The organism is Paraburkholderia sp. BCC1886, assembly GCF_900996245.1.
Lineage (GTDB): Bacteria > Pseudomonadota > Gammaproteobacteria > Burkholderiales > Burkholderiaceae > Paraburkholderia.
Genome location: NZ_CAAJGK010000011.1, coordinates 217,729 through 243,985, shown reverse-complemented (window position 1 = coordinate 243,985; position 26,257 = coordinate 217,729). Strand labels below are relative to the sequence as shown.

Annotated in this window: 46 protein-coding genes and 4 tRNA genes; 48 read left to right on the top strand and 2 right to left on the bottom strand. The window is 57.1% G+C overall.

Translation table 11 applies throughout. From position 1 onward, the window contains the following. Positions 1-7 precede the first annotated feature (7 nt). The 4 genes from FQ746_RS01405 to FQ746_RS01390 are packed head-to-tail and all read left to right on the top strand — an operon-like array spanning position 8 to position 1,305. A complete protein-coding gene (locus tag FQ746_RS01405) occupies positions 8-364 on the top strand; it encodes a 2OG-Fe(II) oxygenase (RefSeq protein WP_144106824.1) in 357 nt (118 codons plus the stop codon). A 9-nt stretch (positions 365-373) separates the two neighbouring features. Then, complete coding sequence (locus FQ746_RS01400) at positions 374-592, top strand: hypothetical protein (protein WP_144106822.1); 219 nt, start codon at positions 374-376, stop codon at positions 590-592. An 18-nt stretch (positions 593-610) separates the two neighbouring features. Beyond that, entirely contained in the window at positions 611-955 is a 345-nt protein-coding gene (locus FQ746_RS01395) for a hypothetical protein (RefSeq protein WP_144106820.1), read from the top strand. Between the two features lie 26 nt (positions 956-981). After that, on the top strand, positions 982-1,305 hold the full coding sequence (locus tag FQ746_RS01390) for a hypothetical protein (RefSeq protein ID WP_144106819.1): 324 nt from the start codon (positions 982-984) through the stop codon (positions 1,303-1,305). A 50-nt stretch (positions 1,306-1,355) separates the two neighbouring features. On the opposite strand, the gene FQ746_RS01385 is transcribed toward FQ746_RS01390, so the two are convergent. Beyond that, complete coding sequence (locus tag FQ746_RS01385; RefSeq protein ID WP_144106817.1) at positions 1,356-2,216, bottom strand: C1 family peptidase; 861 nt, start codon at positions 2,214-2,216, stop codon at positions 1,356-1,358. 182 nt (positions 2,217-2,398) lie between these two features. On the opposite strand from FQ746_RS01385, the gene FQ746_RS01380 reads away from it, so the two are divergent. From FQ746_RS01380 to FQ746_RS01270, 24 genes are all read left to right on the top strand, one after another. Next, positions 2,399-2,638 (top strand): hypothetical protein, encoded by a 240-nt coding sequence (locus FQ746_RS01380; protein WP_144106815.1) that lies wholly within the window; start codon positions 2,399-2,401, stop codon positions 2,636-2,638. A gap of 35 nt (positions 2,639-2,673) precedes the next feature. After that, the gene (locus FQ746_RS01375) at positions 2,674-3,279 is read left to right on the top strand and encodes a hypothetical protein (protein WP_144106814.1); all 606 of its coding nucleotides are present in this window, start codon (positions 2,674-2,676) and stop codon (positions 3,277-3,279) included. 13 nt (positions 3,280-3,292) lie between these two features. Further along, a complete protein-coding gene (locus FQ746_RS01370; RefSeq protein WP_144106813.1) occupies positions 3,293-3,730 on the top strand; it encodes a hypothetical protein in 438 nt (145 codons plus the stop codon). A 31-nt stretch (positions 3,731-3,761) separates the two neighbouring features. After that, positions 3,762-4,241, top strand: a complete 480-nt coding sequence (locus tag FQ746_RS01365) for a lytic transglycosylase domain-containing protein (RefSeq protein ID WP_144106812.1) — start codon at positions 3,762-3,764, stop codon at positions 4,239-4,241. Positions 4,242-4,277: 36 nt separating this feature from the next. Further along, positions 4,278-5,174, top strand: coding sequence for an alpha/beta hydrolase family protein (locus FQ746_RS01360; RefSeq protein ID WP_144106811.1), 897 nt, complete (start codon positions 4,278-4,280; stop codon positions 5,172-5,174). A gap of 61 nt (positions 5,175-5,235) precedes the next feature. Next, a complete protein-coding gene (locus FQ746_RS01355; protein WP_144106810.1) occupies positions 5,236-5,895 on the top strand; it encodes a hypothetical protein in 660 nt (219 codons plus the stop codon). A gap of 283 nt (positions 5,896-6,178) precedes the next feature. Continuing rightward, a complete protein-coding gene (locus FQ746_RS01350; RefSeq protein ID WP_144106809.1) occupies positions 6,179-6,427 on the top strand; it encodes a hypothetical protein in 249 nt (82 codons plus the stop codon). A gap of 131 nt (positions 6,428-6,558) precedes the next feature. Then, a complete protein-coding gene (locus FQ746_RS01345) occupies positions 6,559-6,942 on the top strand; it encodes a hypothetical protein (RefSeq protein WP_144106808.1) in 384 nt (127 codons plus the stop codon). Positions 6,943-7,018: 76 nt separating this feature from the next. Beyond that, on the top strand, positions 7,019-7,345 hold the full coding sequence (locus tag FQ746_RS01340) for a hypothetical protein (RefSeq protein WP_144106807.1): 327 nt from the start codon (positions 7,019-7,021) through the stop codon (positions 7,343-7,345). A gap of 126 nt (positions 7,346-7,471) precedes the next feature. Next, the gene (locus FQ746_RS01335) at positions 7,472-8,122 is read left to right on the top strand and encodes a hypothetical protein (RefSeq protein ID WP_144106806.1); all 651 of its coding nucleotides are present in this window, start codon (positions 7,472-7,474) and stop codon (positions 8,120-8,122) included. Positions 8,123-8,168: 46 nt separating this feature from the next. Continuing rightward, the gene (locus FQ746_RS01330; protein WP_144106805.1) at positions 8,169-8,915 is read left to right on the top strand and encodes a hypothetical protein; all 747 of its coding nucleotides are present in this window, start codon (positions 8,169-8,171) and stop codon (positions 8,913-8,915) included. After that, entirely contained in the window at positions 8,915-9,526 is a 612-nt protein-coding gene (locus FQ746_RS01325) for a hypothetical protein (RefSeq protein WP_144106804.1), read from the top strand. Before FQ746_RS01330 ends, FQ746_RS01325 begins: the two co-directional genes overlap by 1 nt. A 13-nt stretch (positions 9,527-9,539) precedes the next feature. Next, positions 9,540-10,598, top strand: a complete 1,059-nt coding sequence (locus tag FQ746_RS01320; protein ID WP_144106803.1) for a hypothetical protein — start codon at positions 9,540-9,542, stop codon at positions 10,596-10,598. Positions 10,599-10,608: 10 nt separating this feature from the next. After that, on the top strand, positions 10,609-10,836 hold the full coding sequence (locus FQ746_RS01315; RefSeq protein ID WP_144106802.1) for a hypothetical protein: 228 nt from the start codon (positions 10,609-10,611) through the stop codon (positions 10,834-10,836). Positions 10,837-10,926: 90 nt separating this feature from the next. Continuing rightward, positions 10,927-11,250 carry a hypothetical protein gene (locus FQ746_RS01310; protein ID WP_144106801.1) on the top strand — a complete coding sequence of 108 codons (324 nt, stop codon included), beginning with the start codon at positions 10,927-10,929 and terminating at the stop codon, positions 11,248-11,250. After that, positions 11,216-11,926, top strand: a complete 711-nt coding sequence (locus tag FQ746_RS35465; RefSeq protein ID WP_144106800.1) for a ClpX C4-type zinc finger protein — start codon at positions 11,216-11,218, stop codon at positions 11,924-11,926. Before FQ746_RS01310 ends, FQ746_RS35465 begins: the two co-directional genes overlap by 35 nt. Continuing rightward, positions 11,923-12,144: a hypothetical protein gene (locus FQ746_RS01300; protein ID WP_144106799.1), complete on the top strand. Its 222-nt coding sequence runs from the start codon at positions 11,923-11,925 to the stop codon at positions 12,142-12,144. Before FQ746_RS35465 ends, FQ746_RS01300 begins: the two co-directional genes overlap by 4 nt. Then, positions 12,141-12,464 carry a hypothetical protein gene (locus FQ746_RS01295; protein ID WP_144106798.1) on the top strand — a complete coding sequence of 108 codons (324 nt, stop codon included), beginning with the start codon at positions 12,141-12,143 and terminating at the stop codon, positions 12,462-12,464. Before FQ746_RS01300 ends, FQ746_RS01295 begins: the two co-directional genes overlap by 4 nt. After that, positions 12,461-13,087, top strand: a complete 627-nt coding sequence (locus FQ746_RS01290) for a hypothetical protein (RefSeq protein ID WP_144106797.1) — start codon at positions 12,461-12,463, stop codon at positions 13,085-13,087. Before FQ746_RS01295 ends, FQ746_RS01290 begins: the two co-directional genes overlap by 4 nt. Further along, the gene (locus tag FQ746_RS01285) at positions 13,084-13,473 is read left to right on the top strand and encodes a hypothetical protein (protein ID WP_144106796.1); all 390 of its coding nucleotides are present in this window, start codon (positions 13,084-13,086) and stop codon (positions 13,471-13,473) included. Before FQ746_RS01290 ends, FQ746_RS01285 begins: the two co-directional genes overlap by 4 nt. Positions 13,474-14,145: 672 nt before the next feature. Beyond that, positions 14,146-14,232 (top strand) — tRNA-Tyr (locus tag FQ746_RS01280). 14 nt (positions 14,233-14,246) lie between these two features. Further along, a tRNA-Asn gene (locus tag FQ746_RS01275) sits at positions 14,247-14,324 on the top strand. Between the two features lie 16 nt (positions 14,325-14,340). Continuing rightward, positions 14,341-14,432, top strand: a tRNA-Ser gene (locus FQ746_RS34635). A gap of 6 nt (positions 14,433-14,438) precedes the next feature. Next, positions 14,439-14,514 (top strand) — tRNA-Gln (locus FQ746_RS01270). A gap of 141 nt (positions 14,515-14,655) precedes the next feature. Here FQ746_RS01270 and FQ746_RS01265 read toward each other — a convergent pair. Then, positions 14,656-15,699 carry an inovirus-type Gp2 protein gene (locus FQ746_RS01265; protein WP_144106795.1) on the bottom strand — a complete coding sequence of 348 codons (1,044 nt, stop codon included), beginning with the start codon at positions 15,697-15,699 and terminating at the stop codon, positions 14,656-14,658. Positions 15,700-15,898: 199 nt separating this feature from the next. Between FQ746_RS01265 and FQ746_RS01260 the strand changes: the two genes are divergently transcribed. The 20 genes from FQ746_RS01260 (at position 15,899) to FQ746_RS01180 (ending at position 26,243) form a co-directional block, all read left to right on the top strand. After that, positions 15,899-16,108, top strand: coding sequence for a hypothetical protein (locus FQ746_RS01260; RefSeq protein ID WP_144106794.1), 210 nt, complete (start codon positions 15,899-15,901; stop codon positions 16,106-16,108). A 193-nt stretch (positions 16,109-16,301) separates the two neighbouring features. Beyond that, complete coding sequence (locus FQ746_RS01255; protein WP_144106793.1) at positions 16,302-16,739, top strand: winged helix-turn-helix domain-containing protein; 438 nt, start codon at positions 16,302-16,304, stop codon at positions 16,737-16,739. Between the two features lie 51 nt (positions 16,740-16,790). After that, positions 16,791-17,165: a hypothetical protein gene (locus tag FQ746_RS01250; RefSeq protein ID WP_144106792.1), complete on the top strand. Its 375-nt coding sequence runs from the start codon at positions 16,791-16,793 to the stop codon at positions 17,163-17,165. Next, positions 17,158-17,571 (top strand): hypothetical protein, encoded by a 414-nt coding sequence (locus FQ746_RS01245; RefSeq protein ID WP_144106791.1) that lies wholly within the window; start codon positions 17,158-17,160, stop codon positions 17,569-17,571. Before FQ746_RS01250 ends, FQ746_RS01245 begins: the two co-directional genes overlap by 8 nt. Positions 17,572-17,620: 49 nt before the next feature. Beyond that, positions 17,621-17,860, top strand: coding sequence for an antitoxin MazE-like protein (locus FQ746_RS01240; RefSeq protein ID WP_222105833.1), 240 nt, complete (start codon positions 17,621-17,623; stop codon positions 17,858-17,860). Beyond that, on the top strand, positions 17,857-18,180 hold the full coding sequence (locus FQ746_RS01235; RefSeq protein ID WP_144106790.1) for a type II toxin-antitoxin system PemK/MazF family toxin: 324 nt from the start codon (positions 17,857-17,859) through the stop codon (positions 18,178-18,180). The genes FQ746_RS01240 and FQ746_RS01235 overlap by 4 nt, the downstream gene beginning before the upstream one ends. A 29-nt stretch (positions 18,181-18,209) precedes the next feature. Next, positions 18,210-18,668 (top strand): hypothetical protein, encoded by a 459-nt coding sequence (locus FQ746_RS01230; protein WP_144106789.1) that lies wholly within the window; start codon positions 18,210-18,212, stop codon positions 18,666-18,668. 40 nt (positions 18,669-18,708) lie between these two features. Beyond that, positions 18,709-19,317 carry an RNA 2'-phosphotransferase gene (locus FQ746_RS01225; protein WP_222105832.1) on the top strand — a complete coding sequence of 203 codons (609 nt, stop codon included), beginning with the start codon at positions 18,709-18,711 and terminating at the stop codon, positions 19,315-19,317. A gap of 152 nt (positions 19,318-19,469) precedes the next feature. After that, a complete protein-coding gene (locus FQ746_RS01220) occupies positions 19,470-19,931 on the top strand; it encodes a hypothetical protein (protein WP_144106788.1) in 462 nt (153 codons plus the stop codon). Positions 19,932-19,987: 56 nt separating this feature from the next. Next, entirely contained in the window at positions 19,988-20,155 is a 168-nt protein-coding gene (locus tag FQ746_RS34630; RefSeq protein WP_186310595.1) for a hypothetical protein, read from the top strand. A gap of 106 nt (positions 20,156-20,261) precedes the next feature. Continuing rightward, entirely contained in the window at positions 20,262-20,585 is a 324-nt protein-coding gene (locus FQ746_RS01215; protein ID WP_144106787.1) for a hypothetical protein, read from the top strand. Between the two features lie 15 nt (positions 20,586-20,600). Further along, positions 20,601-20,753, top strand: coding sequence for a hypothetical protein (locus tag FQ746_RS34625; RefSeq protein WP_186310594.1), 153 nt, complete (start codon positions 20,601-20,603; stop codon positions 20,751-20,753). A gap of 181 nt (positions 20,754-20,934) precedes the next feature. Next, a complete protein-coding gene (locus FQ746_RS01210; protein ID WP_144106786.1) occupies positions 20,935-21,240 on the top strand; it encodes a hypothetical protein in 306 nt (101 codons plus the stop codon). 178 nt (positions 21,241-21,418) lie between these two features. Further along, complete coding sequence (locus tag FQ746_RS34620) at positions 21,419-21,577, top strand: hypothetical protein (RefSeq protein WP_186310593.1); 159 nt, start codon at positions 21,419-21,421, stop codon at positions 21,575-21,577. Between the two features lie 97 nt (positions 21,578-21,674). Further along, positions 21,675-22,115, top strand: coding sequence for a hypothetical protein (locus FQ746_RS01205; RefSeq protein ID WP_144106785.1), 441 nt, complete (start codon positions 21,675-21,677; stop codon positions 22,113-22,115). A gap of 14 nt (positions 22,116-22,129) precedes the next feature. Further along, positions 22,130-22,318: a hypothetical protein gene (locus FQ746_RS01200; RefSeq protein ID WP_144106784.1), complete on the top strand. Its 189-nt coding sequence runs from the start codon at positions 22,130-22,132 to the stop codon at positions 22,316-22,318. Between the two features lie 681 nt (positions 22,319-22,999). Continuing rightward, positions 23,000-23,605 carry a proline hydroxylase gene (locus FQ746_RS01195; protein ID WP_144106783.1) on the top strand — a complete coding sequence of 202 codons (606 nt, stop codon included), beginning with the start codon at positions 23,000-23,002 and terminating at the stop codon, positions 23,603-23,605. Then, positions 23,602-24,126, top strand: a complete 525-nt coding sequence (locus tag FQ746_RS01190) for a DUF6817 domain-containing protein (protein ID WP_144106782.1) — start codon at positions 23,602-23,604, stop codon at positions 24,124-24,126. The genes FQ746_RS01195 and FQ746_RS01190 overlap by 4 nt, the downstream gene beginning before the upstream one ends. Then, positions 24,123-24,614, top strand: a complete 492-nt coding sequence (locus tag FQ746_RS01185; RefSeq protein ID WP_144106781.1) for a hypothetical protein — start codon at positions 24,123-24,125, stop codon at positions 24,612-24,614. Before FQ746_RS01190 ends, FQ746_RS01185 begins: the two co-directional genes overlap by 4 nt. Positions 24,615-24,743: 129 nt before the next feature. After that, the gene (locus tag FQ746_RS01180; protein WP_144106780.1) at positions 24,744-26,243 is read left to right on the top strand and encodes a hypothetical protein; all 1,500 of its coding nucleotides are present in this window, start codon (positions 24,744-24,746) and stop codon (positions 26,241-26,243) included. The last annotated feature ends 14 nt before the right edge of the window (positions 26,244-26,257 follow it).

Sequence of the window (26,257 nt, the reverse complement as noted above, 5' to 3'; positions counted from 1 at the left end):
AATATCGATGGGCAAGCTGTTCCGGTGGCAGGAGGGTCGACAGAATACCGGGTACCGCCTCTTCACCATGATCAACTCGAAACGCTTTGCTCTGGACATGCATCTGATCGCCTACCCGACCGGTTCCTCTATCCCGCCACATCGGGATCCGGTCGAACCCACGCATGGTCACTATCGCCTGAACATCGAAGTCAGGAAGGCGAAGCGTGGGGGCGAGTTTCAGTGCGGCAGATGTCTTTTCCGTTTCTGGCGGATTTCGTTCTTTCGTCCTGATATCGAAGAGCACAGCGTCACGAACATTGACGAAGGCCAGCGACTCCTCCTAAGCATAGGTTGGAAGCGGCGGATCAAGACAGCCGTATAAGGAGGAAACATGTCTCGATTGATGGACGCGTTACTGAAAGGTGACGTGCAGATTGTGTTTTTGGATAACGATCATCACGAGCATTGTGCCCATGTGAATGCTGCATGGGAGGCGATCCGTGCCGCAGGCATCCCAATCCCGTACATGTGCAGCTATGCCGTTCGGGCGGGCGCAGCTACGCATGCGCTCCTCAATGGACTGGCAGAATTCAACGCCCGTCAGAAATGACGACTTAAAGGAGTGTTGATGAGCCTATCGCTCAGTTTGATTATCGATCAGAATCGCCAAGGGCTCCCTGATGGCACTGTTCAGCCTTTTACGCGTCTGCGGTTTAGCGGCTATACACGGCGTATAGAAGAAGCGGTCCGATCCATCGCAATAGTACTCGACGCGGGTCTCGACGCCCACGATGACGAAAAGGGATCGGTCGTGCTGACGACGGACAATTATGGCAGTCCACTATGCTGGTTATCAGCCGGTACGCTTGCGCCGATACTTCGAGATGCTATTTACGATCAAAGCGACGCAGCTGTGGTGGCGTACATTGAAGCGATGCCGGCGGACACACGAGTGATTCTTTACTGGTGGTAAGTCGTAGCGGCATAAAGGAAAGAGACATGAATCACAGCGACATTCAGAGTACGGATGATCTCATCAGGTGGCTGCGAAATAACGCCATGGACGGGGTAGATACTACCACCTACGTCACCAAGTATTTGATGGAAACGGTCGACACCCTACAAGAACGAAATGTCGGCCCCGTGAGTGTGCGGATCAGAGTCAAACCCACGTATTCGGGGTGTGACCAAGATCTCATGGGTTATCTCACCAGCCTGACTATCTGGGAGGGCGAGATGAATTTCAGCGCCCAGTCCATCTACTTTCCAGTCGTGGACGGGAAGATTGTGGCCGTGCTTACCACGCATCGACCAGGCATCTGACGGCATAAAGGCAGAAGGGACCGTAGCCCCCTCTGCCTTTATTTTTTTGCTTAGACGACGCCCTTCACGGCATCATCAAAAACCGCCCTCAGCACCCAAAAATCGTCCGCCAGGTTCGGGTCCATCATGAAGTCGAAACTCAACCAGAACGAACCGGTCTCGCCCGAGCCGGGGATCGCTTCCGGATAGACATCCTTGCCCCACGAATTACGCACGAGGAACGCCTGCTTGTCCTTGTCGTAACCGACCACCAGCACCGCATGGCCGCCCATGCACTGCTCGGTTTCCGTATTCGGCATCGGGATCACACCCGAAGCCATCGTCGATTCTGCCTCGAAGCTCTCGTACACCGTGATACCGATCACGATCGGACGGTTGTAGACCGCCAGCACATGGAAGAACGCATCCAGATTCTGCGGCACGGCTTCGTACTGCACGGCACGGTGACCCAGTCCTTCAGCGTAGGCCTCGGTCGACGGCTTCAACTTGAACTGCTGACCGTCGTCGCTGTACGGCCACGTGGTTTCCAGCGGCGCACCGAACTTCGACGCCACCTTCACGACGTCCCGGATCTCACCGCCGGCGTCCGAGTCGACGCTGCCTTCCTTCGCACGTTCGTTGAAGTACAGGAACAGACGCGAGAGCGGTAACGCGCTGTCGTAGCTATGCGCGATGTTCTCTTCGTATTCCAGCGCGCCAGCGCAGGCGTTGGCCGTGCAGCTCCCGAGCTGACCCTGGTCCTTCACCGGGGAAACGTGGGCGAGCAGGCTGACCTTGGAAGGAATTGCTGCATCACCGAAATGGATGTGACCGGCATAGCCGCGATCGCGGTTGTCGAGCGTCTTTTTCTTGCGGTTGTACACCCGGGTCGGCTTGGAAGCGACGGGTGCGGCATGAGTTGCGTGTGTCATGTGGTTCCCTTTGGGTTTGACGAGGGTAGTGCCACACGATTTGTATTTTTTAACTCTTGCTTCGATTGAAAGAAGTTTCAGCCCTATATAACCGCCGTGTAGAGAAGTCGCAGTACTTCCCGATCCACGCCTTTGTTTCCGAGAGTGTGATGAGAAGGCAAGACAAGAACGACAAGAAGGACATGAAGAAGCCCAAGGCCGACGTGCAGGCGAAAGCCGTTGCCACGGTCGAGAAACGGGCCATTACGACGCGTCAGCAGTTCGATGCAGTCATCGCCGATAAGCAACCGATCTTGCTGCTGTTAAACGTGGTCGAGAAGAAGTTCGAGACAGTGCCGCCTGACCAGTGCGGACGCTGGGTACTTTCCGATCGCTATAACGCGATCGACACACTCATCAAGAATGACCGGGTGTTTTATTAGGGCAAACAGAACCAACGCTAAAACAGGGATCACCAATGAAAATCACAAACTACATACCGGCACTCAATACGCCATGGGCACAGTGTTTCGAAGAAATTTGTCAGCATCTTTCGGTATTAAAAATTGGAACGGATACTGAACTAACAGTTCAAGCGAACGTTTCAGTCGATGGGAAGAAGGCGCTGTCTCTGTGTGCTGCAGGAACGGACCGATTCTTCTTCGCTGGTCCGGCGCCTCGCGGCGAGATAGAACTGTATTTCGTATCGATAGTCTCGGCTAGGCAGGAGGCTTGGGATTCTGGCGAGACCGGCATCGCGTCAGCCCGTGTGTCGCGAGAGAACGTGTCGATTGAGCAACTGGCCTTCACGATCTTATTCCATCTACTAGCTGACCAGTGTCCGACACCCGAATCGATCATTCGGCATCCGGATCAGCGTCATTGGACTGCAGGCGTATGGATTCGCCCGAAAGACTATCTGCACACCCGTTCCGTCTATCTCGATCGTCGAAGGAGAACTGCACCGGAAGCTCTACCTTCGACCGAGCGCAGGCAGCATGCGATGACGAAATTCAACCAACGGCTCCGGGAAAGAGCGAAGCGTTATAGCAACACCTTTCGCGTCCCCACTGTCGCCGAATAAAAAGGAAACCACTATGTCTGTCAATGCAGCGTTTGACTTCGACTACCAAGCCCGCCGCGTAATCAAAGTGGTGCAGCGCATGGGTAATCCCAGCCCGCTCTTCGCGCATCTCCAGCCAACGGAGCAGGCGATGATCAATCACGACTTGCTTATGTTCGAGCGACAAGGCGACCAGTGGTGGCCGCGCCTTGCCGTGGCGCAGCTCATCCAGTATCGCGCTCGCATGGAGCTGCTGCATGCCAAGGCCATCTGGGTTGCACACCACCGCTATGACGTGACCTTGCTGGCCATGGAGCGTCACTTCGCCGACGTCAGACACCCTGCTCGTATCGGTGAGCTCGAGCGGGAGATGGAGTGGTACGAGCGGGTCCTGGAAGCCCGCGCGAGTGAGAACACCCCCGCCAATCGCGACGAGCTACGCGCTATCGCTTGGGCCGTCGCCCACAACTAATGCATCACACACAAAGGAGTTCACAAACGCGATGTCCGCACGAACAGTAAAACAATACGTCGCAGCCTTATGGTTCGTGACGCTGGCTTTCATCAGCCTGTCAGCCCATGCGGATTGCTTCGATCATGCCGCGACTGCAGAAGGCGTGAGCGCGAGATTATTACGGGCGATTGCACACGTGGAGAGCAATAGCAATCCCAGAGCGATCCGGCATAACCGCAACGGGTCGATCGATATCGGCATTATGCAAATCAACACAGTGCATATGCCGGAGCTAAATAAGCGAGGAATCCATCGTCGGGATCTCCTCAATAGTTGCAAGAACATCTACACTGCGGCCTGGCTATTAAGACGCAATCTCAATGCGCATCAAAGTCTTTGGACCGCTGTGGGCAACTATCACTCAGCCACACCCAAGTTTCACCGCGAATACCTCCACCTGGTCTGGGCAGAACTCACCCGTGAGCGTGCGCATCAGGCGTACGCCGCGGCTTTGCTCGCCATGCAGTAAGCCAATTAAACCCCTTTGAAAGCCAGAGGTAACAAAATGAAATCGCGTCGTTTATTCTTCGCAGTCTTGGCTGCGTTCACGTTTTCAATCGCGCATGCGCAAGACAGCACGGTGCGCTTTGAACACTTCTTTATTCCGATGAAGCAGGGCTTCTTCGGAGCGAAGCTCTCGACCTATCTGTACCTGCCGCCCGGTCAAGGTCCCTTCCCACTCGTGGTCCTCAATCACGGCAAGTCACCGGGTGGCCAGATGCAGCCCGACACGATGTTCAAGTGGCAGGCGCGTGTCTTCCTCGAGCGCGGCTATGCGGTCTTGGCACCGAACCGCCCCGGTCTTGGAAAGTCCACTGGCGGCTATATCAGTGGATGCGATGTAAAAGACAACGCACGTGTCTGGGCCGAGAGCGTGCAAGCCGCGATCGACTACGCTCGTAAGCTGCCTGAAATTGATGACAAGAAGATCGTGGTCATCGGGCAATCCCAAGGAGGCATCACCTCCGTTGCCTTGGGTGAGCGCAATCTGCCGGGCGTCTTGGGCATCGTGAATTTCGCCGGCGGGAGCCGCGACGAACGCTGCGGTGGTTGGGAGGGCGGGCTGGTTGATTCCTACAAAGCCTACGGCGCTGACTCCACGATCCCGACCATCTTCTTCTACGGCGACAACGACGGTCACTGGGGAGATGGGACCCTCTCCAAGCAGTTCTTCTCGGCGTATCACGCTGGCAACCCGAACTCGACCTATGTCGACGAGGGCAACTTTGCCGATGGTGACGCCCATCACTTCTTCAGCAAGGACGGCTACTACGCATGGGACAAGCCGCTCTGGCAATTCTTCGACGGACTGGGGCTTAACTCACAAGTCATTCCGGCCGATAAGGAAGCAGTCAAAGCAGCGGCTGATGCGAAGGTATTTGCTAAAGCGATCGAGCAGTAATTCCGAAGTCAATCATTTCACGACAAGCTGTATCACGAACTATTACAAGGCCAAACCAATCATGAACAAGCAACTCATCAACGTCTCCAAACTCGCGGCCGCAGTGGGCATCGCATTCTCTCTGTCCGCATGTCATTCGGACAAGCCCTCGGATAGTGAAGCCAAAGCCGCTTTCGAGCAAGCCATCGGCGATTGCCAATACATCAAACTCGATAGTTTCGAGAAGGTGAACGGTGTTCCTGAAGGCGACAATGGCTATAGCGTGTCGGTCAAGTACGTCCTGAAGCTTCAGGAGCCGGACAGCCAGTTCACTGACAAAATGAAGGAGCAGGCCTCGCTTTTGGAGGATTTCGAACCCCTCAAGCAACAGGCCGCGGAGCTTGACAACAAAGTGTTGCAAGAGGAAAACGAGTACACCAGTACCCATCCGGACGATCATCGTGAGCTCAAGGATATGATGGCTGACAATCCGGACGTGCAGCAAAGTAATGCACTGAACGCTAAAGTGCATGACATGGGCATCAAGCTATACCAGTTGAACAACGAGGGAACAGCGCAATGGCAGAACACGGTCGCGGGTGCTTGCCGCAGTATGGGCAGCGTTGGCATGCGCGATGTGGTCTACCAGTCGGTTTCCCAGCTGCTTGATGGCACGAAGGCAGAGATGACGGCGACTATCAACATGGTCAACACCGACAACGGCTGGATGCTCGCGCAATAAAGGAGCAGGAACATGATGAAGAAGACGATCTACGAAGGCATGACGGTGCGGTAACTCAAGCACCTGCTTCAGGACTGGCCGGAGGAAGACGACGACGGCAACCCGACCGAAGTCTGGATTGAAACTGGTTTGGGTTTGACAAGCTCGGTCATCTGCGCGACACCCCTGAACTACCGTGAGTCGGACGACGGGAAGACGAAGTGGGCTGACCTGGAATTGTCGAGCAATGCGTTTGTACGCCAGACGGCATAAAGAAAGGGGATCTTCGGATAGGAATAACGTCATGAAAATCGTCAATGAGAACGACCTGCTGCTGAAGACACCCGGAACGATCTACGCGCATCCCGCGGAACACTGCTACGACGTTCCGTCTACTTTCAACGTCGTGACTAACCAGCGCTTTGAGAGGCTGATCGATGTCCCGCTATTCAAGGACGTCTCGGGTCGTGATGCGTTCGTGCTGGAACGCGACGACATCTGTGCATTGATTGCGAAACTACAAGCAACGCTCGTGATGATGGATAAGCAGTAACTCGTGCGAGTGCATAGAGGAAGAGAGGGCCTTCGGGTCCTCTTTTTTTTTGTTGTCTCGATAAGGCCACTCGGTGATTTTTTTCTACCCGATCAATTTAGTGAAGAAGAATGAAAGCATCGGAGCCGAAAGTGACCACCCCTACTTCCATTATCCTGGCCGCCGTTGATGAGGTGTCAATCCTCGACACGTGGCTCGGACATTTCGACCATAACGAAAAACGGCTCGACACAATTCTCGAAGCGCTCTTTCTGCGACTGCGAAAGCGTGCCGATGCCATGACGGCGCTGCAGGCCTATCTGGTGCATCTCCACGACCACAGCTTTCCGGTCAACCAGATGGATCTCATTGGACCGACTATCTCTAACCTTTATCGGGAACTCTACCGGCAGCTCATCGAGACGGGCGCCTACCATCCGAAGCGAGGTGTCCTGCCCTATCGTTACAGAGGGCGAATCGGTACCCGCGTGCTGATTCTCGGTGATGCGCGGATACCTCGCGGGTGGGAAGCGTAACGACGAAAGAACGAATCGTATGTCGGTGGCTACTGTATGGCCATCTACTTTCCCTCGTCTTTCATCGGAAAACTTCATGACCACCACCAGCACCGCTCCCATCACGACGCCGACGCTCGATCAGCCCGTGCAGTTCATCAACGGCGACACGGGCGCCACGCCGCTTGACGCGGCCGTCGTTCACGTCTGGGAAGACGGTCCCGTCGACATCGTCGTGACCGACCCGTCGCAGCCGCAAAACTTCAAGGTCCGCCGCATTCCGTACGTGCCGTACGGCAGCACGAATACCCCGATCGTCCCGGGGGACCCGCGCTACGCCTACCAGATCGGTACGACGACCACCACGCCCGACAGCGATGGCAGTTCCAGCGACGGCGCATCGAGCGACGGCGCGAGCAGCTAAGCATCAACGCGTTACGCACTAAGTAAGTCCGGGGACCACGCGGTTCCCGGCTTATGTCTGCCTATCTTTTTTTGCCGCCACGCGGCCATGGTGTGACTGACGTCCAGCCACCCCCGGGAGAACTCCATGTTTTTCGTCTATTACGTGCCCTCGTCGGGCCGCGCGATCTTCTATAACGACGCGTACAACAACTACCTGCAGCCGCTCACCAAGACGGGTGTGTTGTCGGTAGCGCGCTTCCATACGGCCAAGCCGGCTGGCTTTAACAACAGCACCGTCACGGGCTACGTGTATGACGCGAGCGCCAAGTCGCTCACCGCAACGGCGATTGCTGCGGCCGATGCGTCAGCGGTCGCGCTGCTGAGCGCCAAGTGCGCGGCACTGCAGGCCTTGACCGAAGCCATCGGCAACTCGCGTCACCTCTATGCGAAAACGCTGGTGGGTCAGTTCTTCGCCTATCAGCTCAAGCAGGCGGAGGCGACCCAATATCAGGCAGACGTCGCAGCGGGATCGACGATCGTGCCAGGCAATTATCCGACGCTCCTCGCCTCGGCAAACGCAAGCGGTTTGTCGCTCACGCAGGAGGCCGTGGCCGTCCTTGCTCAGGAAGCCGCCTATCAGGGCAACCTGAAGCATACCGAAGTCGCACGGGTGACGGAGACCGCCAAGATCATCGCGGCGACCGATCTGACGACCGTCCAGGGTTACACGAGCGCTTACACCACCGACTACGTCGGCAAGTATCCGTTCCCGACCGTCGCGAAAGTCGCGTCGTAAGTTGCACCGTTGTTGTGCTGTCCAAAACCCGTTACGAAGTAAGACCATGAAAATCACAGACAAGAATCACATCGACCTGCGGGACTCCATGTACCCGACGGAAGCGTTCCTCCTCGATGAGCGGCGACCCTCGATCGATATCAAGGCCCGGGGCGCTACCGTCTACGGCTATGTGTTGAGCAAGTCCGGTAAGAAAACGGGCGACGTCGCAGCGCAACTCCTCCACGAGTGGGCGGGCAATCCCAACGGAATGAGTCGCACCCTGTTCGCTGGCGAGGCGTTCAGCTTTCCGATCAAGGGTAGTGTCGAGCGGGACCCATTCATCAGCATTTTCGATGATGATCTGGAAGATGTGGCTGTGATGCTGGTCGTGCGATACGGGTTCCTTGGCCAGCAAAACTTCGGGGTGGCGGTCGAGGCGAAGGGACGTCTGAGCTACATCGATGGCTGCTCGGACTCCCTCCTCATCTACCCGCCGCGCTTGGGCGATCCCTCGCTGAATCATCTGCACTTTCCACCGGGCATCCTGCAATCAGTCCATATCCATCCCAGCTTTCGCGTAGGGATGGTGGTGTCGGGGAGCGGTCTCGCCTCGACGTTCGAGGACGGTCGTGAAACGACGGCGGCGCTCCAGCCGGGCATGCTCTGGTACATCGAAGAGATGGAGCAGCATCGTTTCATCACGGAGACGAGCCAGATGGACGTGCTCGCCTTCCATCCCGACGGTGACTGGGGTCCGGAAGATCACAACCACACCATGCTGAACCGCACCTACCTGAAGAAGGGGGCGTAATGGCCCTGCCGACTTACAGGAACTACTACGTCATCGATCGCGAGAGCAACCTCGCGCTGGTGGCGAAGGTGAGCTACGACATTGCGAACTTTGTGGGCAGCAGCATGCTCAACACGCAGATTCGTCGCTTAAACGAGGTCAGTATCCAGCGCATCGAGGAGCTGGCAAAGACGGGGCAGCCGGGCGCCGTCTTTATCGGCAAGGACGCTGAGCACCGCATGATTCCGTACGCGCACGTGGCGGAGCAGGCCCGGGCCCGGCTCGAACAGGCCGACATCTATGCGACCGGCATTCGCTACCTGCTCTTTCACGCCGGCAGTGTCCTCGCGCAGTTCGAGCAGACGTGCAGTCTGGAGATGCATGACTTGCCGATGTTCGTGCAGTTTCCGATGGACTACGCGCAGCTCTACGCAAAGTGCCACGACGTTCCGGAGCACGAGGCCCTTTCCCAACTGAAGTTTGATCACCGCAACATGCTGGAGATCACCTTGCGGCGTAAGGAACTGCTTTGGGTGCATGGTCGCACGCTCAAACAGGTCACCACCCGACAGAGCCTGCAAGAGTGGAAGACCATCGTGCGGGATAACGTCATCGGCATTGGCCAGGTCTAACGGGAGCGCAGCCATGGAAATCATGTATTACATGCCGCTCTTCCTTGCGAAGAAAGCAGTGGCCGAACAAGACGAGGATCTGCTCGATTTCTGCGAGCTGTTCAAGATCGTCAACGTGAATGCAAGCGTGATCGATCGCACGCAAACACTGAAGACGCCGTTCAAGTATCTGAACATGTATCCGGTTCCGGCGGTGGAAAGTGTGGACTTCAGCTTTGATGATGCCTGCGTGCAGCGTGCGCATGACATCCTGAACGAGGGAAAGCGGGTCCACATCCTCTATAGCGGCGGACTGGATAGCACTTCAGTTGCCCTCGCCTTCTATCTGGCCTGCCAGCAGACGGGTAGCTGGGATCAGGTCGTGATTTCTGCCACGCCCCCATCCGTGTCGGAGAACCCGGTGTTCTGGGAGCGCTATATCCGGCCGCATTTCCAGCTGGAGTCGAGCCTCCAGACTTTGCAGAACTGCGATCTCAGAGAGCGCTACGTGCAGGGGGAAAACGCTGACCAGATGTTTGGTAGCGATCGCGTGCTCAAACACCCATGGCTTTTGCAGGAACGCTACGGTGAGACCGGCCTAAACAAGTTCCTGACCTCCTTGCGCCTGCGCCCCACAGCGCACGCGAAGCTCCTCGTGCAGATGGCAGAGCTCGCGAGCAAGTGTCCCCTGCCTGTCAAGACGATGGCCGACTTCATGTGGTGGGTCAATTTCACCTGCAAGTGGCAAAGCGTGTCCTTACGCACCCTGAGCTTTACCGGTGTGTTTGCCAACGGGGGCGCGGTGGCGATGGCGGACCTGAAGAACTTCGAAACCTTCTTTAATACCGAGCGGTTCCAGCAACTCTCGATGAGCGGGAAGATGGCGAAGTGGGGCGCATCTCCCAGTCAGTACAACTACAAGCAGGCGGCCCGTGAATTCATTCGCCGATACACGACGGAAATGGACCACTACTGCGATAACAAGCTGAAGATCGGATCGCTCTATGGGCTGATCACGCAAACGACCTACAGCGCAAATGCCTTCGGCCGGGGCGCCGATGGGCTCATTCGGGCAACCGACACCCTCGGCTAACAGGTACGTCATGGAAATCACAGGTAACGACCTCGTCTGTGCGGTGGCAGCACTGGCGATCACGATCATTCTCTTTGTCGAAGTTGAAACACACGGTCTGAGACAACACCGCGCCAAGTACGGCGTGCGTGTCGTAGAGAAGAAGGTGGCGCGTCTGAAGTTCTGGTCACTCGCGTTCTTCCTCGCGTTCACGCTAGGAATCGCAAAGCTGGCCATCCATCTGGGCTTGCAGCTCTAAGCCACGCGGCAGGCTTCGGCCTGCTGCTTATGCCGTCTCGTGAATTCTTACTCCCCTCGTCCATCCAGTGTGAGTGAAACGGAGTGGACGATGAGTCTTGAACTGAAATTGAAACCGCTCCAGTGGAGCGAGCCCGCGAAGCCGGACAGTGGCAAGACGAGCTACTACGACCATGTGTTTGCGGACTGTCCGCTGGGTCGCGTGATGATCACATGGAAGAGCTGGAAGGAATACGACAGCTACGCCGTCTCGTGGGACAGCGACGCCATGTCGTACTTCGCCTCCGGCCGCACGCTGGAAGAAGCGAAGGCGCTGGCGCAAGAGCAGATGCTCGAAAAGGTCCGCAGCATTCTGACAATGATTGAGGAGATGAAAGACGATGGGCATCGTGACCAAAAAACTGCTGGCGTGTGATTTCTGCGGCAAAGATCAGGAGCAGGTGAAGAATCTCGTCGCAGGCCCGCACAACGTTCATATCTGCAACGAATGCGTCGACGTGTGCTGCGAGATCGTCTACGAGGCACCGGAGGAGAAAGACTACGACCGACTCGAAGGCGAGGCGATGGTCGGGATCCTGTCGCGCTTTGAACGTGATCCGGCACCCAATGTGCGTAACCATATCGCGTCGGCTTTCCATAGCGGTGTCGCGTTCGCTCGCGAGCATTCGAGGATCTTGCTGCCGACCGAGATGCCGGCGTTCCTGAGAGAAAGCGGTTCGTATATCGCCGGTGAATTCTCGAGCCGTAACTACGATGCGATGGTTGAGGCGACGCGTGCTCGCGAGGGTCCGGTGCCCACGCCAGTTGTAGACGCGCCGACTGCACCGATCCCCTCTGTGATCGTTAACGCACAGACGCAGCACGATCCGGCGTTACGTGACCTGGTGAACAAGCCGATTGAGGTACAGGCCGCGGCCAAAGCCCGCGCTGGCATTGTGATGGGCGCGCTCATGCGGATCAAGTCGCTTGTGATTGGAGATCGTCATCCGCGTTGGAGCGAAGACTCGCAGGTCACCCATACCCGCGGCACGATCGCGGACATCTGCGATGAGACCCTTCGTGTGCTGAAGCAGCCGGAGACGCCACGATGAATATCTGGATCAACGGCAAAGAGCATCGGGATATCGAGAAGCTGACCGCAGGCAAGCTCGAACATCTGGTGCAGCTTGCTCAAATAGAAATCGACAACTACAAGCGCGCCATCGTGAACTACTCCGAGCAGCGGATGAAAGCAGTTGGCATTCCCTATCTGGCGGAACTCGAAGGGCGTCGCAAAAAGATCGAACTGATACTGGAGAAGAACAAGTGAACGTCCCGCACCTTTTCAACATTCGCAATCTGGAAGAACACATCCAGACCGTGCGACAGCTCGATCCGGTACTGGGCTGGCAACCCGTTCGACCAGTGTGCTACTGGGGCGTACAGCTCCTTCGGCGCATCCGCATTTCGTTCCTGGTCTTCATCGGGCGCTACGACGCACTTGATTGGAAGCTGCGCGTGATGCCTTCCGGTGATGCGCGGCTGCATTACCACGACCCAACCGACGACCCGAAATCTGCGCTTTACACGATGGATCAGATGCGGGACTTTGCAGCGGGCTATCACAAGTCCCGAAGTGAGATGTCGTGACTGGACCACTGCGCACTGAACTCGCACACCTTCGGCGCCGGATCCGGAAGACCGGCGACTACCTGAGCAAACTGTCCAGTGACTTCTGGAGAAGGGGCGGCATCTGTTGTCCGTCCTGTGGTGTGGAAGGTTACTCCGATTTGCAGATGAAGCAGGAGCGGCGGGAGAAGCGGTTGCTGCAGCTACTCGACAAACTCAAACGAGACGGAAGAAAGATCATGGACGAACAAACAGTTCCCATTGCGAAAAAGAAGACGACCACGCTGGTCGAGTTTATCCAGCGCCTCTCCGACGAAGGCTGCTTTGCAGGCCTGCAGTCACCTGAAGCGATTCTTGCAATGGCGAACGGGCGGGAAGATCGACCCGGTAACCAGAATGCGTTCCTCGTTACGGTCGACGACAGCCTGAATGAGTTGACGCCCGCAGAAGTGTTATCCGGCGAGCCCTTCATCGTGAACAAGGGGCGAACGACACGCGGGATTTACAGCAGCAATGGGTGGACGGAAGTGCCCCTGACGGAGGCTGACATCCGGGCCCATATCCGAGTGCTCGCGTATCCGCTGGAACGGCGCCTGGCGATGGTACTGCGCAGCGCCCAAACGACTGATCTCGAGGAACAATGACCAAACGTATAAGCGAAACCAAAACCTACGCCGGGAAGCTGATCGAGCGGGATCACGAAGAGGCTTCAGACCTACTCTTTATCGAATCCTTGGATGAACCTTTGGCAGAGGTTCTCGAGCGTGACATTGCCGGCAAGTTTGTCTCCGTTCGGTATTGGATCACGGATAAAGAGGTCGCAAGGGAGGAGGCTGAGATCGCTTTTGTGCATAAGCTCATGGGGTTTGCGAACTGCGATTTCGGCGCGCATTACTCTGAAGCGACTGGGTATCTGTGGACTGATGAAGATGTCATGATCGGTGGTCACGATCTGCTGAATGAGCTGAGGACCTACAAGGGTGAGTGGGTCATCCTCGAAATCGACATCATGGAGGCGGCGGCGCAGTAATTTTTTACACTGCAAGCCTATTTCTATGTAGGAGCAGCACAATTCACGGACGAGGGACCTCAGACCCAAACCTTAGCCGTGACGCGGACATTGAAAGATGTTCGCTGTACGCGCCAAAGTAGGTAAGACGATTACGAAGAGACGAGTGGTGAAATCGGTATATAAAGGGATGAGCCGAAAGGCAAGAAGCTCACGTCAGTGAATCAGCTCCCTCCCAAGGGGATTACACTGGCCGCCTGTCATTGGGTGTGACGAAAGTCAGATGCGGGTTCGAATCCCGCCTCAGAGAGCAATGACCATACTCGACGTAACAGTTGCAACCGCACTAATCGAAGCAAGAACCATGTTAATGGGTCCTCCCCATCGCCAGGCAACCTTTTAGGCCGCTCTGCAGATTCATGGCTACTGTCCGCCTTCGAGGCGCGGGCAGCGGAAGTAGACTCAACGGCACGCACCCATTCAGAAGGCACCGACTGATGGCGGGGTCAGCTGGGGTGAATCGAGTCATACCTCTTAATTGTCGGGCCGGACTAATCAACCGGCGTCAAGGTAGCACGGACCGGCGGTCCGTAGGCGCCGCATCCGGTGGACGCATGTGCTGCCGGTGAAGACAACTGACAAGGATCCGAAAAGGATCACGAGGAATAAATCGGGTTGTTGTTCCTACACCCTGGGTAGGTGCTCGAGTGGTTAAAGAGGCCAGACTGTAAATCTGGTGGCCTAGCGCCTTCGTTGGTTCAAATCCAACCCTGCCCACCAGTTTCCGTAGTAGATCCGTGATAGCTCAGTTGGTAGATTGCGCCGGCCTGTTAAGCCGGAGGTCCCTGGTTCGAGCCCAGGTCACGGAGCCAGTTTCAGCAGTATCTAGGAGAGGCGGCCGAGCGGTCGAAGGCGCTGGTCTCGAAAACCAGTGAGGGCTTGAGGGCCTTCCGTGACTTCGAAGCTCACCCTCTCCGCCACACTCTAGGGGTGTAGCTCAGTTGGTAGAGCAGCGGATTTTGATTCCGCGTGTCGTAGGTTCGATTCCTGCCACCCTTGCCAGTGAGTCGAAGCGTAACCGGACGTGAAACTATGTCCTTTACTTTGCATGCACTAACCTGCCGCTGACTGTACTGTCGAATCAGACCGAGTCGGTTGCGCTTCGAGGTATATCGCCCGGGAGCAATCCCGGGCTTTATGCCGTCATTTGGATTTGGGCATCGTGCCCTTCACAAGGGTATGGGACTTTACGGGCGTGGTGAGTCGCATATACCGATCAAGACGCGTGACATATTCGATGGTGCTCTTGAGTTCGCTGGGGATGCGGATATAGCCAGTGCCGTTTCGCTCGAATTCATTATCGGGCACATTCCAGTTGAAATATCCGCCCCTCCCCTGTGCAATTGCCTGTACCCAATGCCGGCCGATCTGGTCCCCCCGTAACTGCGCAAACGAAAGGTCGTCCTGTCGAAACAGCAGAATTAGATGAAACCGGTAGGAAGTCGTCGCGCTATGCTGAAGCTTCCAGATATAGCCGACCGGAGACGGGGCTAATTGGCGGCGAACGTACTCAATTAATCGCTTGCGATGTTGTTCCATATCCAGAAACGCAATATCCGGTAAATGGCGAGCGGCATACGTGACCCGATCCAGATAACCCAGATCGAGCCGAAGCGATTGCAGCGGACCATAATGGTCCAGGAGGGACTCGGTATAACGTTTGAGGCTCAGCCTATTCTTGTTCGCGTTGCGCGTGAAGTCGCTCGCCGCGCTCAATGTCTCCGAATTAAACAGGTGAGCCTTGGTAGTGGTGATTACCTGATTTATCGCATCGACCCGCTCGACTAATGCAGCCCTGCTTAACAGGCTGGGGTTTTCCAGCCAATCTCGATGCCGTGACAGTTTCGGCACGAACTCCGTCAGGATATGCAGCCAAGGATGCAGGCGATGAAACGGGAAATGCTGCTGGATATTGTCGGGCTCGCTATCAATCCAGTAGCGAAGCAGATTCGTGAATTTGGTCTTCGGAATGAACACGCGCTTGGATTGGGGATTTTGCCTGAGGGGGACGGCGTCACCCGTCTGCTTTTTGAGCAGCTCCACCAGCTCGATAAGCCGCACGAATGTCTCAAGCTGGGCGTTCTCCTCGTGCACGCTCGCCCGGCGGAACCCACCCGGCACGTGCATAAACGCATGGATGCGCTCGCGCACCCCGTGATCTACTTCCTGCTGAAACTTACCGAACACAACTGCCTCACGACTTGGGTCTCACGTAAAGGCTGCCGATTCTACCGCAGTTTCGGCCAACAATTAGTTCCTAGCGGCCGTCGAGTTAGTTCTTTTTCGTCGTAGGAATAGCGTCGAGCCAAGACGGTGCGGTTTTGACTTTCCGGGAAGCGGTCATCCTATGCAGGCCGGGCCTGCGTCTGACCCCACGGAGGGAACCATGTGGCAATCACTGATGGCGTTGTTCGTCATTGCAGGCGCCTTGGGCGTCGCCCGATACGGCAAGCATTTCCTGTTTGCCCAGCGGGTAATTCGTGAGGCTGATGGAAACGTGCTCTCGTCGATACCGGTGGCTGCACCGATTCCGGTCTCGAGCGTTCATGCCGCTGCCGCCGGCGTCGACGTAGCGAAAATAAGAAACGGCGTTTAACCCACGTGCATCCGCGTATTAAGACAGAGAGACGGCCAGGGGGTCGTCTCTCTGTTTATGCCGTTAGATTATTTCAGCCGTATATCACGAAGGTGAGCACTTAATCGCGTGCCTTTCGCGTGACTGGGTAATTCTGATTGACCAGCGCAATCCGATGACTTCCTACGCATAACCTTCCACTGAATATACCGCTATGCTGACGCCCCTTTTGCAGCACTACGTCGAGGCCTCCCAGAATGCGCTCGCCTGCAAACCGCCTTATCGGGGCCGTGTGCAGATGTCGCACTTCGATGGTTTTACGCTCATTACCGCCGAGATTAATGGCATTATTGAGCGCCGTTGGTTTCTGGATGAATCGCCGATTTATCACCACTACCTCGACTCCAGTATCCGACGCCGGCTGGTGGCCCAGATGTACAAGTCCGGGTTCAAGGCTTCGGAGATTGCCGAACTCATCGGCGTGAATGATTCGACCATTTCGGCCGACCTGAAGCATCTGCGACAGAACGATCCGGATTCGCTCGAGCCGCAAATGAAAGCAGCAGATGGCACACCACCCGACCGCGTGCTGAAAAGCACCACGAACCAGAAACCCATCAATGCAGCACTGGCTGTGTCGAACTGGGTATAACCAACCCTACGGAAGCAGGCCCTCCCCGGTCCCCTTCCTTGGAGAACGCTCATGCTCAGCAAAGAAACCAAAACCCGCATTCGTTTTAATCGGATGCGCCAGCAATACCGTCTGAAGCATCCCGGCAAGTATTTGCTTATCTCACGTCAGCTGCGTGAGCCTTCTATTTCATCCTGGGCACCGCTCACTCCGATTCGCCCGTACACCGGCTTCAGTGACTTCATGGAACGGGGCTGGCATCGCGGTAATGTGTTCGGTGTGCGACTGGGCGGTGTCCCGAAAGCTGTAGAGTCGATCCACCCTGCGCCGAGGTCAGCGCTCCCTGATCCGAGAGTGTGGGCTGAACGATTTAAGGACCTGCCGAAGGACGTGTCGGTGGTTGTGATCGACAGCTATTCCAATTTTGAGGAGCGCGGAGATGTCTGACGGTCTCCTTACTCTACAAATCGATCCCTCGATGTACACGGTGGTGCCGGACAAGCTCTCTGAAGCCGAACTGACCCGCCTCGCGAAGACCTTCTCGTTCCCGTATGGCGACCAGGCGCTCCAGCGGTGCTGGCGCGAATTTCTCCAAGGCATGCCCGTGCCACGGGGTGTCACGCAGTATTTCGATCCCACCAAGGGCCGGAATGCTGCGCAGACCAGCGTACAGATGGCGGCAGTCATCGCCCTGCGGGATATCCAGAAGGCCCAGCTACAGCGCCATGAGACACGTAACCAGGTACTAGAGGAACTTGCCGTCTACTTCGAGAGCGGTCGCGATGGTAATACGAGTCAGTACATCGCTGACGAAATCCGCCTGATGAAGGCCCAGCTGCTTCAGACGGTCTGACCCTACTACGCCGGACTATAATGACTCCGTACGCAAGGAGATAGCCAACATGGCATCCACTCTAGCCAAGCGCCCGCAGATCGACGGGCGTGACATGACTGATGACGAACTGACGGCGGCCGGTTACAAGAAGGTCGTCGCCTACGTGCTCGATCCAGACGCACCCGGGTTTGCCGAGGAAGCGCGGCGGCAAAGCGAACTCGCCTGTCAGCTGCACAGAAAGGATCCAGAAGAAATGGAATTCTTGGAGGAGCTTTACAAGCATCACTGGGGAGATGAAGAAGAATGAAACGCGGCAGCCTCGTGACCGTCGCCCTTCAGGGTGACTTCGGTAAAGCTCGACCCGCCCTGGTGGTGCAGTCGGATCTCCACACCTCACATCCGTCGATGGTCGTGTTACTCGTGACGAGCCACCTGGCGGAGTTGCCGCTCCTTCGCGTGGACGTCGAGCCGACACCGACAAACGGGTTGGAGAAATACTCTCAGGTCCAGATCGACAAGATCTTCACGCTGGTGGTCGAAAAAGTCGGCAAGGCGTTCGGTGAGCTGGCGCCCCAGCACATGCAGCAGGTTGATATCCGACTGCGCCATTTTCTGGGTCTGCATTAATTAGGAATCCACAATGAAACGAGGCGCCTATGGGTGCCTCTTTTTTTGCCCGAAATCCTTTGGATCATCACCATCCAAGGGAATTCACGATGAATGGCATCTTGCAGTATGTCCAGAGCGCGACGCTTGTCGCCGTTACACCGGCCGATCTCGAAGCCCAGATTGCCACTTATGCCGGCCCGGCGACGTCAAACGGGGAACATATCGACGAGGCGTATCAGCGCTTCGTCGTCTACGCCAATGCCTTGAGCTTGCCGACAGGCACAGCACTCACTTTCTATTACTTCTGGAACAACAACGCCGGGGAGCTGGCCGTCATCGCGGGCCCCTCCGGCATGCTCAGCACCGACTATTACCAGCCCGAATACGTGCGACTGGATCTAGTCATTGGCAGTGCGGGCAACATCCGTTTTGCGGGCGAGCTGTCCAACTCCCGACACGCCTTCCCACCGGCCGCTCCCTATACCCCGACGTTCGGTTTTAATTAACGTGACCGCTCCACCCTATGTCAACCACTGGGAGGTGAGCATGGACATGGACAAGAAGCGGGCAGTACAGGTCAGCAAGCTGCTGAGCTTTGTGCTGCGGCACAAACCCGAATACCTCGGCATTACGCTGGATTCGGAGGGATGGACCGATATCGGTACGCTGATCGAAAAGGCCCATTTCGATGGGCAGGGCTTCACACGACTGGAACTGGACCACGTGGTTGCTACCTGCGACAAGCAGCGATACGCCATCTCCGAAGACGGCTTACGCGTTCGGGCAAATCAGGGTCATTCGACCCAGACCGTCGAGATGACTTATGCGGTGAAGTTGCCGCCCGAGTATCTCTATCACGGGACCGCGGAACGCTTCATGGACTCGATCCGCAAGGAAGGGATCAAGCCTGCCGGTCGACATCACGTGCATCTGTCGGAGACGTTCGACACCGCCAAGAGTGTCGGTGCGCGACACGGCAAGCCGGTGGTGCTCATTATCGATGCGCTCACCATGGCGAAGAATGGCTTCGTCTTCTACCTGTCCGACAACAACGTCTGGTTGGTCGACCAGGTCCCGGTAGGACACTTCGTCTCCAACCACGAGATCGCCGAGCGGATCAACGCGCAAGCAAACGGCACCCACACCTCTGCGTGAACCTAGGCCAGGGCGAAAGCTCTGGCCTTTATGCCGTCTGCCCCGCCCAAACCACGATTCTAAAAAAAGACAGACCTATATGACCACGCTGAATCAAGACCACGAATGGAATTGATTAACCCACTTATCTACGACCTTTTAGGAGCAACACCATGTTCAAGTCCCTGTTCTCGATGGCCCTCGACGCAGCGCAAAACAACGCTGACACGATTGCTGAAACCGGCAGCACCAAGAGCCCCTTCATGACCAACAACGAAATGCTGATTGCCGCCGGCCTCGGTCTCGTCGTAGTTGGCGCTGGCGCGGCGGTCTACGTCTCGACCCGTAAGGGCGAAGCCAAGACCGAGGCTGCAGCACCGGCCACCACGCCGGCAGCCGAAGCCACACAACCCCAAACCGCTACGCCGAGCGCTGCTCAGCCAGCGGCACCCCAAGCAGCAGCCGCACCTGCAGCGCCGAAGACGGCCGCCGAGGCAGCACGTGAATGTCGTGAAGCCCTGGAGGAAGGTGTCCGTTCCGCACAAGCCCTGCTCGATGCAGCACGTGAAGAAGAAGCGCGCCTGAGCGCTGAAGCGCAAAACGCGCAGAAGCAAAGCGAGCAGCAAGCCGCTTGATTGCCAACACCCTGTCGCAGTAAGTCATCCATCCAATTTCATCACAAGGAAACATCATGCAATTCTTCAAGTCTGCAGCATCCGCAGCTGGCACCGTCGTCGGTCTCTACGCTGGCTACAAGGCGGTCGTCGCGATCGAGAAGTACCTGAACAAGCGCGAGCAGGAAGCGGTCGAGAAGACCGCAGCGCAAGCCACGGGTGCCTCCAGCTCGGCAGCAGCCTAAGGCCATCCGGCGACACGTGGGGCATCCGCCCCGTGTGCCGTTCGGAGAACCCGTTTTCGCCGCGCGGGCTCTCCAAACGGTACGCAACTGACTCCCTGAGGACATCATGCACAACCAACACCACGCACTGCTTCGCACTGTTCACATCGCACGCGCCACGCTTGAGAAGTTTGACGAGCAGGCCAAGCCGGTCGGACCACTATCACTCCAGCAACGACTCGATCGTGCGGAGCACACCAAGAAGGCAATGGACGAAGCAGAACTCGTCCTGAACGAACTCCACGCCCTGCTCGATAAGTTTGCCGGTACGCGTTTGTGGAACGACGCGATGGCGCTCGCCTTCGCACCGAACGATCACGAGGATTACCAACGCGTGGTTGAGTATCACCATCGCATCGACCAACTCAGCGCCATGTTGGTCACGCTCTAAATCGAGGACATCACCATGTACGAATCCGAAGACACCGCACCGCTCAGCAACGGCGCTGCCATGTGTCTCTTCGCCGCGGGCGTAGCGCTCGCCATCGCCTTGCCGATTGCCCTGAAGGTCGGCAAGGAAGCCAAGCCCGCTGAACCCACCCAACCCGCTAAGGAGTAACCATGGACAGATTTTTAAAGGCCGCAGGATACGTCGGCATGGGCTTTCTCTTTGGCCTGACGCTCAAGGCTGTCTTTGACGAAAAGGTCAGTCGCAAGTAGCACCGCCTGTCGTTTTGCGCCCCAACTATTCAGGACACCTTCGGGTGTCCTTTTATTTTTCTACTTCACCGAGCTATCTCATGCATACCAACTTTTCGCTGATGGTCATCGCGCTCTGCTTCATAGCGCCTTCCGCAATCACGCTCGGCGTGGGACTGGCGAATGCCTACAACAAGTTCACGCGGTATTCCCGCCGCGGTGGCGAGCCGCAGTTGATGCATCGCTCCTGCGCCTATGTCGATCTGGGTAGTGGCGTCGTGCGCCTCGCAGAGCCTGGGTTCAGTGAGTTTTTCTGGGAGGGGTTGTTCAACAAGTTCACCGGCGATGAACGCCCCTCAAAGCTGCATCTCCTGCCGGATCCCGTACTGGAACCCATGACCGCATGACAACACCGATCACCCCTATCGTGCCACTTTGTTGGCAGACGTCCCGCCAGTTGAATTGCCAGGAGATGGGGCGATTCAAGGCGGTCGTTGAAGCACCCCGCACGCCCGGCCTCGATTACACCGTCAGCATCTCCGACGAAGCCCGTCGGCGACTCGCTGCAGAACAGGGTACCCACTCGTGAACGACGACGATCAGAAAAAGATGGATCAGATCCATGAGCTGCGGGAACAGGCTTATGGGCTATTTCGCCAGATGCGTGAGATCGCCATGACGATGAGTGATCGCGAGCGTCTTACGGCCACGAACCTGATCGATAGTATCGACGCTGGCGCCTGAGTGATCAGGCACAAAAGAGGAGAGGATCCCTCTTTTTTTTTGTTCCTCGCAGTCCGGGTGGCAATCCTGTGCAACACGTTATCTACGGGGACCCCCTATGACGCAAAAGCCCATCTCATGGCAAAAGCGGCTTTGGCGAAAGACCAAAGCCATCATTACGCTCAAACGCATTCGACACACCATCTGGAAAGTCTGTACCGACTGCTTTACCAACTGGAATGGCGACTTCGACCCGGCCCGGCTAGTGTATGCGCTCATCCTGCTTTACGGCTTGGCGTTTCTCTGGATGTCGATCTGGGATACGCACGTTCACCACGTCTTCAATCAGATGGGTTTTGCGACCGGGGCAAGCGCCCTCGCCGTCCAGATGATCGCGGCGGCCGCGGGCGTGCGACTGAAGCAGAACGCAGAAGCGCCGTTCCCGAATGTTCCCGCTGTTGCGCCTCCACCCCCTGCACCTGACCCTGGCGCCGGCGGCGATGGGGATGGCGACGGTAGCGATGGAGATGGTGCACCGGGACCTCACGCACCCCGATAACTATCGAGACCACCATGGTTCACGACAACTTTCTGAGCGAAGAAGACGCCATCGAGATGGCGCGCGTGCGCGCACAGCGTTCGCTCGATGCAGCCGCCTCCGCCTGGACGGATTACCTGTTGCTTTGTCCGCCGGGCACCGCGCGAGCGAACGCGGGGCTGACCTACGAACGCCTGCGCGAAGTAATGCGACTGTTGCAGTAAGAATTACCCTGTACGTAATGGTATGCGAGCGATGCCAGCCATCGCTTGGAAACTGTCTGATGAGGGGTTCGAGTCCCCAGTGGGTTGGTGCGTGGTGCAATGCCGCGTATCCAGTCGCCTCACCCAGGTGAAAGGCCTGCGAAACCTTGACGACACTGGGACCGCATCCCGGGTAGTTACGAGAAGCCAGAGTATGTCACCCGCGCGCGGGCGCGATCACTGTCGGGAGACAGCGAGTGACGCATTCCTTGATGGACCATCTTGAAACCCTTCTCGTTGTTTAAGTCGTCTTGGTCACGGTCGCCTATCTATCACCGATTATGGCCAACGTTCTCCTTGGGCGGAAGAACGGACTGCGAAGGCTGACGCAATGTCCCCTTCATCGGTACGCCTGGCTTTGAAGATGTCACCAGGAAGTTGTGCGAAGTGCGTGTGCCAAGGCACATGCCACTGATCGAGCCACCGCTCTCAGTGCGCAGCCTGCAGTGCATTGCGGTTCTGTGCGCATGCGCGTGTTTCCTCGGAGACACTCGTGCGTAAGAGTCAGTGTCTTGTGTGACGCTGGTCCCCTGTGCCCTCCTTGTTCTGCTGTTTCTCCATCAGAGCAGGGAATTGGCCTTGGTTCACTACAGTGCTTTGCGGGATGCGGTAAAACCCGAACCCTCAGAAACGAGCAAACAAATGTCGCTGGCCGAACGCATAGCTGTGCACGATAACTTCGTGCCCGAAGAACTCAAGGCATCCATCCTTGCCTTGCTCAAGCGCAACATCTGGCGGTACGGCTGGAAGTCGAACTCGAAGAACGACCGGTTCCAGTTCTGGCATGCGCACTTCGCTGGTGGCGACCACAACAACCGGACCGGTTGTGCGGACGAGCTGGCCAACAACCGTAACGCCGTCCCTATCGCGCGACTGTGGGACCTGCTGTCCAAGACCATTCTGCAGGGGCATGAGCCGCTGCGCGTTTATGCCAATGCCCACACGTACGGCATCGAAGGTTACGTGCACGTCGACAACAAGGACACGGAAAACTACTACTCGACGATCATCTACGCGGCCGACCAGTGGAAGGGTTCCTGGGGCGGCGAGACGCTGTTCTTCGACTTTGGCGAGCGCGACATCCTGAAGGCGGTCCCGGCGATGCCGTTCCGCGCCGTGAGCTTCCCGGGACACATCCCGCACAAAGCGAACGCGCCGACACGCGAGTGTCCGGAGTTGCGTCAGTGTGTCGTTTTCAAATCGCAGGTGGCGCCTCGGTTGGTCGTTCCGAAAGGAATGGCAGCATGAACCGCGAACTCATCCTCTCTTTCCTGCGTGAGCGCGGCACCGGCATGACGCGTCACACCGGTCGCGCGTTCATCATGCATCTGCTGGGCACCGAGAAGTTGCTGGCTGAATGGGGCTATCCGGAGCAGGTGCAGCTGGCGGGTCTCTTCCATTCGATCTACGGCACGAACGCGTTCAAGTTTGACGGCGTACGGCTCGGCGAGCGCGAAGTGGTCCAGCAGTTGATCGGCGAGCGCGCCGAATGGTTGGCCTACCTGTTCTGCGTGACCAAGCGGCCGCAGGCGATTCTGGATGCGCAGGGATCGCTCACGATGGTTCATCGCCATACGAACGAGACGCTCGTTATCACGGAGTTAGACCGGACCGATCTCGTGGCCATCGAAGCTGCGAATCTGCTCGAACAGGGCCTGGGTCTGACCATGCTGAGCCGGCTTGTTCACCCGCCACATGGCAGTGCCCTCACGCAGGCCGCACGGGCTACGATCGAGAACTACCTCGCCCAGCGCACGAGTGCCGCATGAGACCGATCCTCTACCACGGCTCTGGCTACAACCAGAAAGAACTCATGCCGGGCTTCAAGCGCTCCGGTGTGATCGTCCGATGGGACAAGACCGAGTCCAATGAGTGGCTCTATGCGACGACCGACAAGCAGGAAGCCATCGGTCAGGCCTTCGCTTCCATGATGGAAAAGGTTCGCGGTATCACGCGCTACAAGGCGCATGGCAACGTGATCGAGCTGAGCGTGCCGGAGAACCGCATTCCTGCGCGCAGCGACATGGAAACGCTCGAGATCTATCTGTACACGATCACGAACCTCGAGCAGGACGAGTGGGTGAAGAACGACAACGCCCACAACAAGCTCCTGACCGAATGGAAGACGCAATCCACCATCTCGGCCGGCATCCGCATGCAAGAGCAGATTGACCTGCACCTGTGGCTTGCGACCAAGCGCCTGTCGTTCAACTTCGACGACGACGAAAAGCAACGCCCCTCGTATCTCGACTGGTGACATTAGGGAGGGCTTCGGCCCTCCCCTTATGCCGCGTATTTGCAATCGAAAAAGATTTGGGACCTATATAACGTGGGTGAGCATCCATCCAGGATGACTCTATCTATAACCAATAAACGAGGCTTAGCAATGCTGAATGACCAAGGGACACGTGGCGATCACCTGCGCGACCTGCGCAATCTCTACAGAGCTAAGAGTAATAGGGGTAAGTTCGGAATGAAGAAAGCGCTTCTGCCAACGACGGTTCCAGACGATCTGGCATCCACCATCACAGATGAAGACGCGGTTGAAGTCGCCATTATCAAGCTGATGATGGATAGCCGGAGCTACACCACAGACGAAGTGTGCGAGCAGTTGATGAACCGTGGTTTTGCCGACTCGGCCGAATCCATCAAACCCGCCATGCTCGTGCTCCACGCGCAGGGTTGGTTTGAAACGTCTGTGGTTGCTGGCAACCCCTGCTACCACATGCGTCGCGGTCGCACCCTCGACGATCTAAAAATCAAACCAAGGAAGAAAACCGACCCGAAGGCTTTCAAGATCGCGGCCGCGCACATACCCGATCCCAAAGGGCAGATCCGCCTTGAGGAGGGCGTTGCAGTCGCGCTCTGGAAGATCATGAGCGACGGGAAGGAACGCACCTCGAAGGAGATGGACGCACTGTTACGGGAGTTCGGTTTCGATCACCAGCAGGCCGCTCGTCATCTCGATGGGCGCATTCACAGCAATCGCTTCTTCGATCGGCGCAACGGCGGCAGGAACATGCTCTACAAGCTGAAGGCGCATATCCCGATGCCGGCGGTCACGACCGCAAACGAGGAGCCGAGCGCGTGCTTCGACTATGCCCACAGCGACCCGACGACCGATGCCGGCGGTCGTATGCTCGACGATCTGGATACTGCCATCAAGTCGGAGCTGGACCGCCTGGGTTTAACGCAGGAGCCGGCCAAGCCGAAGTACGACCCCATCGCCAGCACTGATCACGTGATGGTCGCGATCTGGAAGTTAATGGCGGATGGTGAGGAATACACCGCGGGCGAAGTGACGATCCTACTGGCCGATTTCGGGTTCAAGCCCGGATCGATCTCCGGCACGATGACGCGCTTCTACCAGGCAGGCTACACAACGCGTCGCACCGAAGTGAACGAGCGGAACCAGCCTGTCTACACCTACCGTTTGAAGCGTCTCGAAATGCCCGACGATTTGCAGCCGCGATCGAAAGCGAGCGCCGCTGCTCCGGCGACTGTCCACGAACCACGGCAGGAATCGCAGCCCCAAGCTGACCTCCCCCTCAACCAAGTCCAACACAAGGAAGAAGAAACCACCATGTCCGCTCCCACCGCAACAACCGGCACGCTCCTGAAGGTCGTGCCGACCGAAGTCGCCCCCGTGCCCCTCTTTGTGGCAAAGATCGAAATCCGGGGCGTCGCCTACGGTTTCGAGGAACTCAAGCAACTGTATCGCGAACTTGTGGATGCAGGATTCCGCGAGAACGCACCCAAGACGGCGACGCTGGTCGAGGCTAGCTACACCATCAAGGGCACCCAGTTCACCCGCGAAGAGCTGAACGATCTGGTCGGAGCGCTGCGCGCTTTCAGTCGCGATGTTGGCAACATGTTCAACAAGTAAGCAAGCGGCATAAG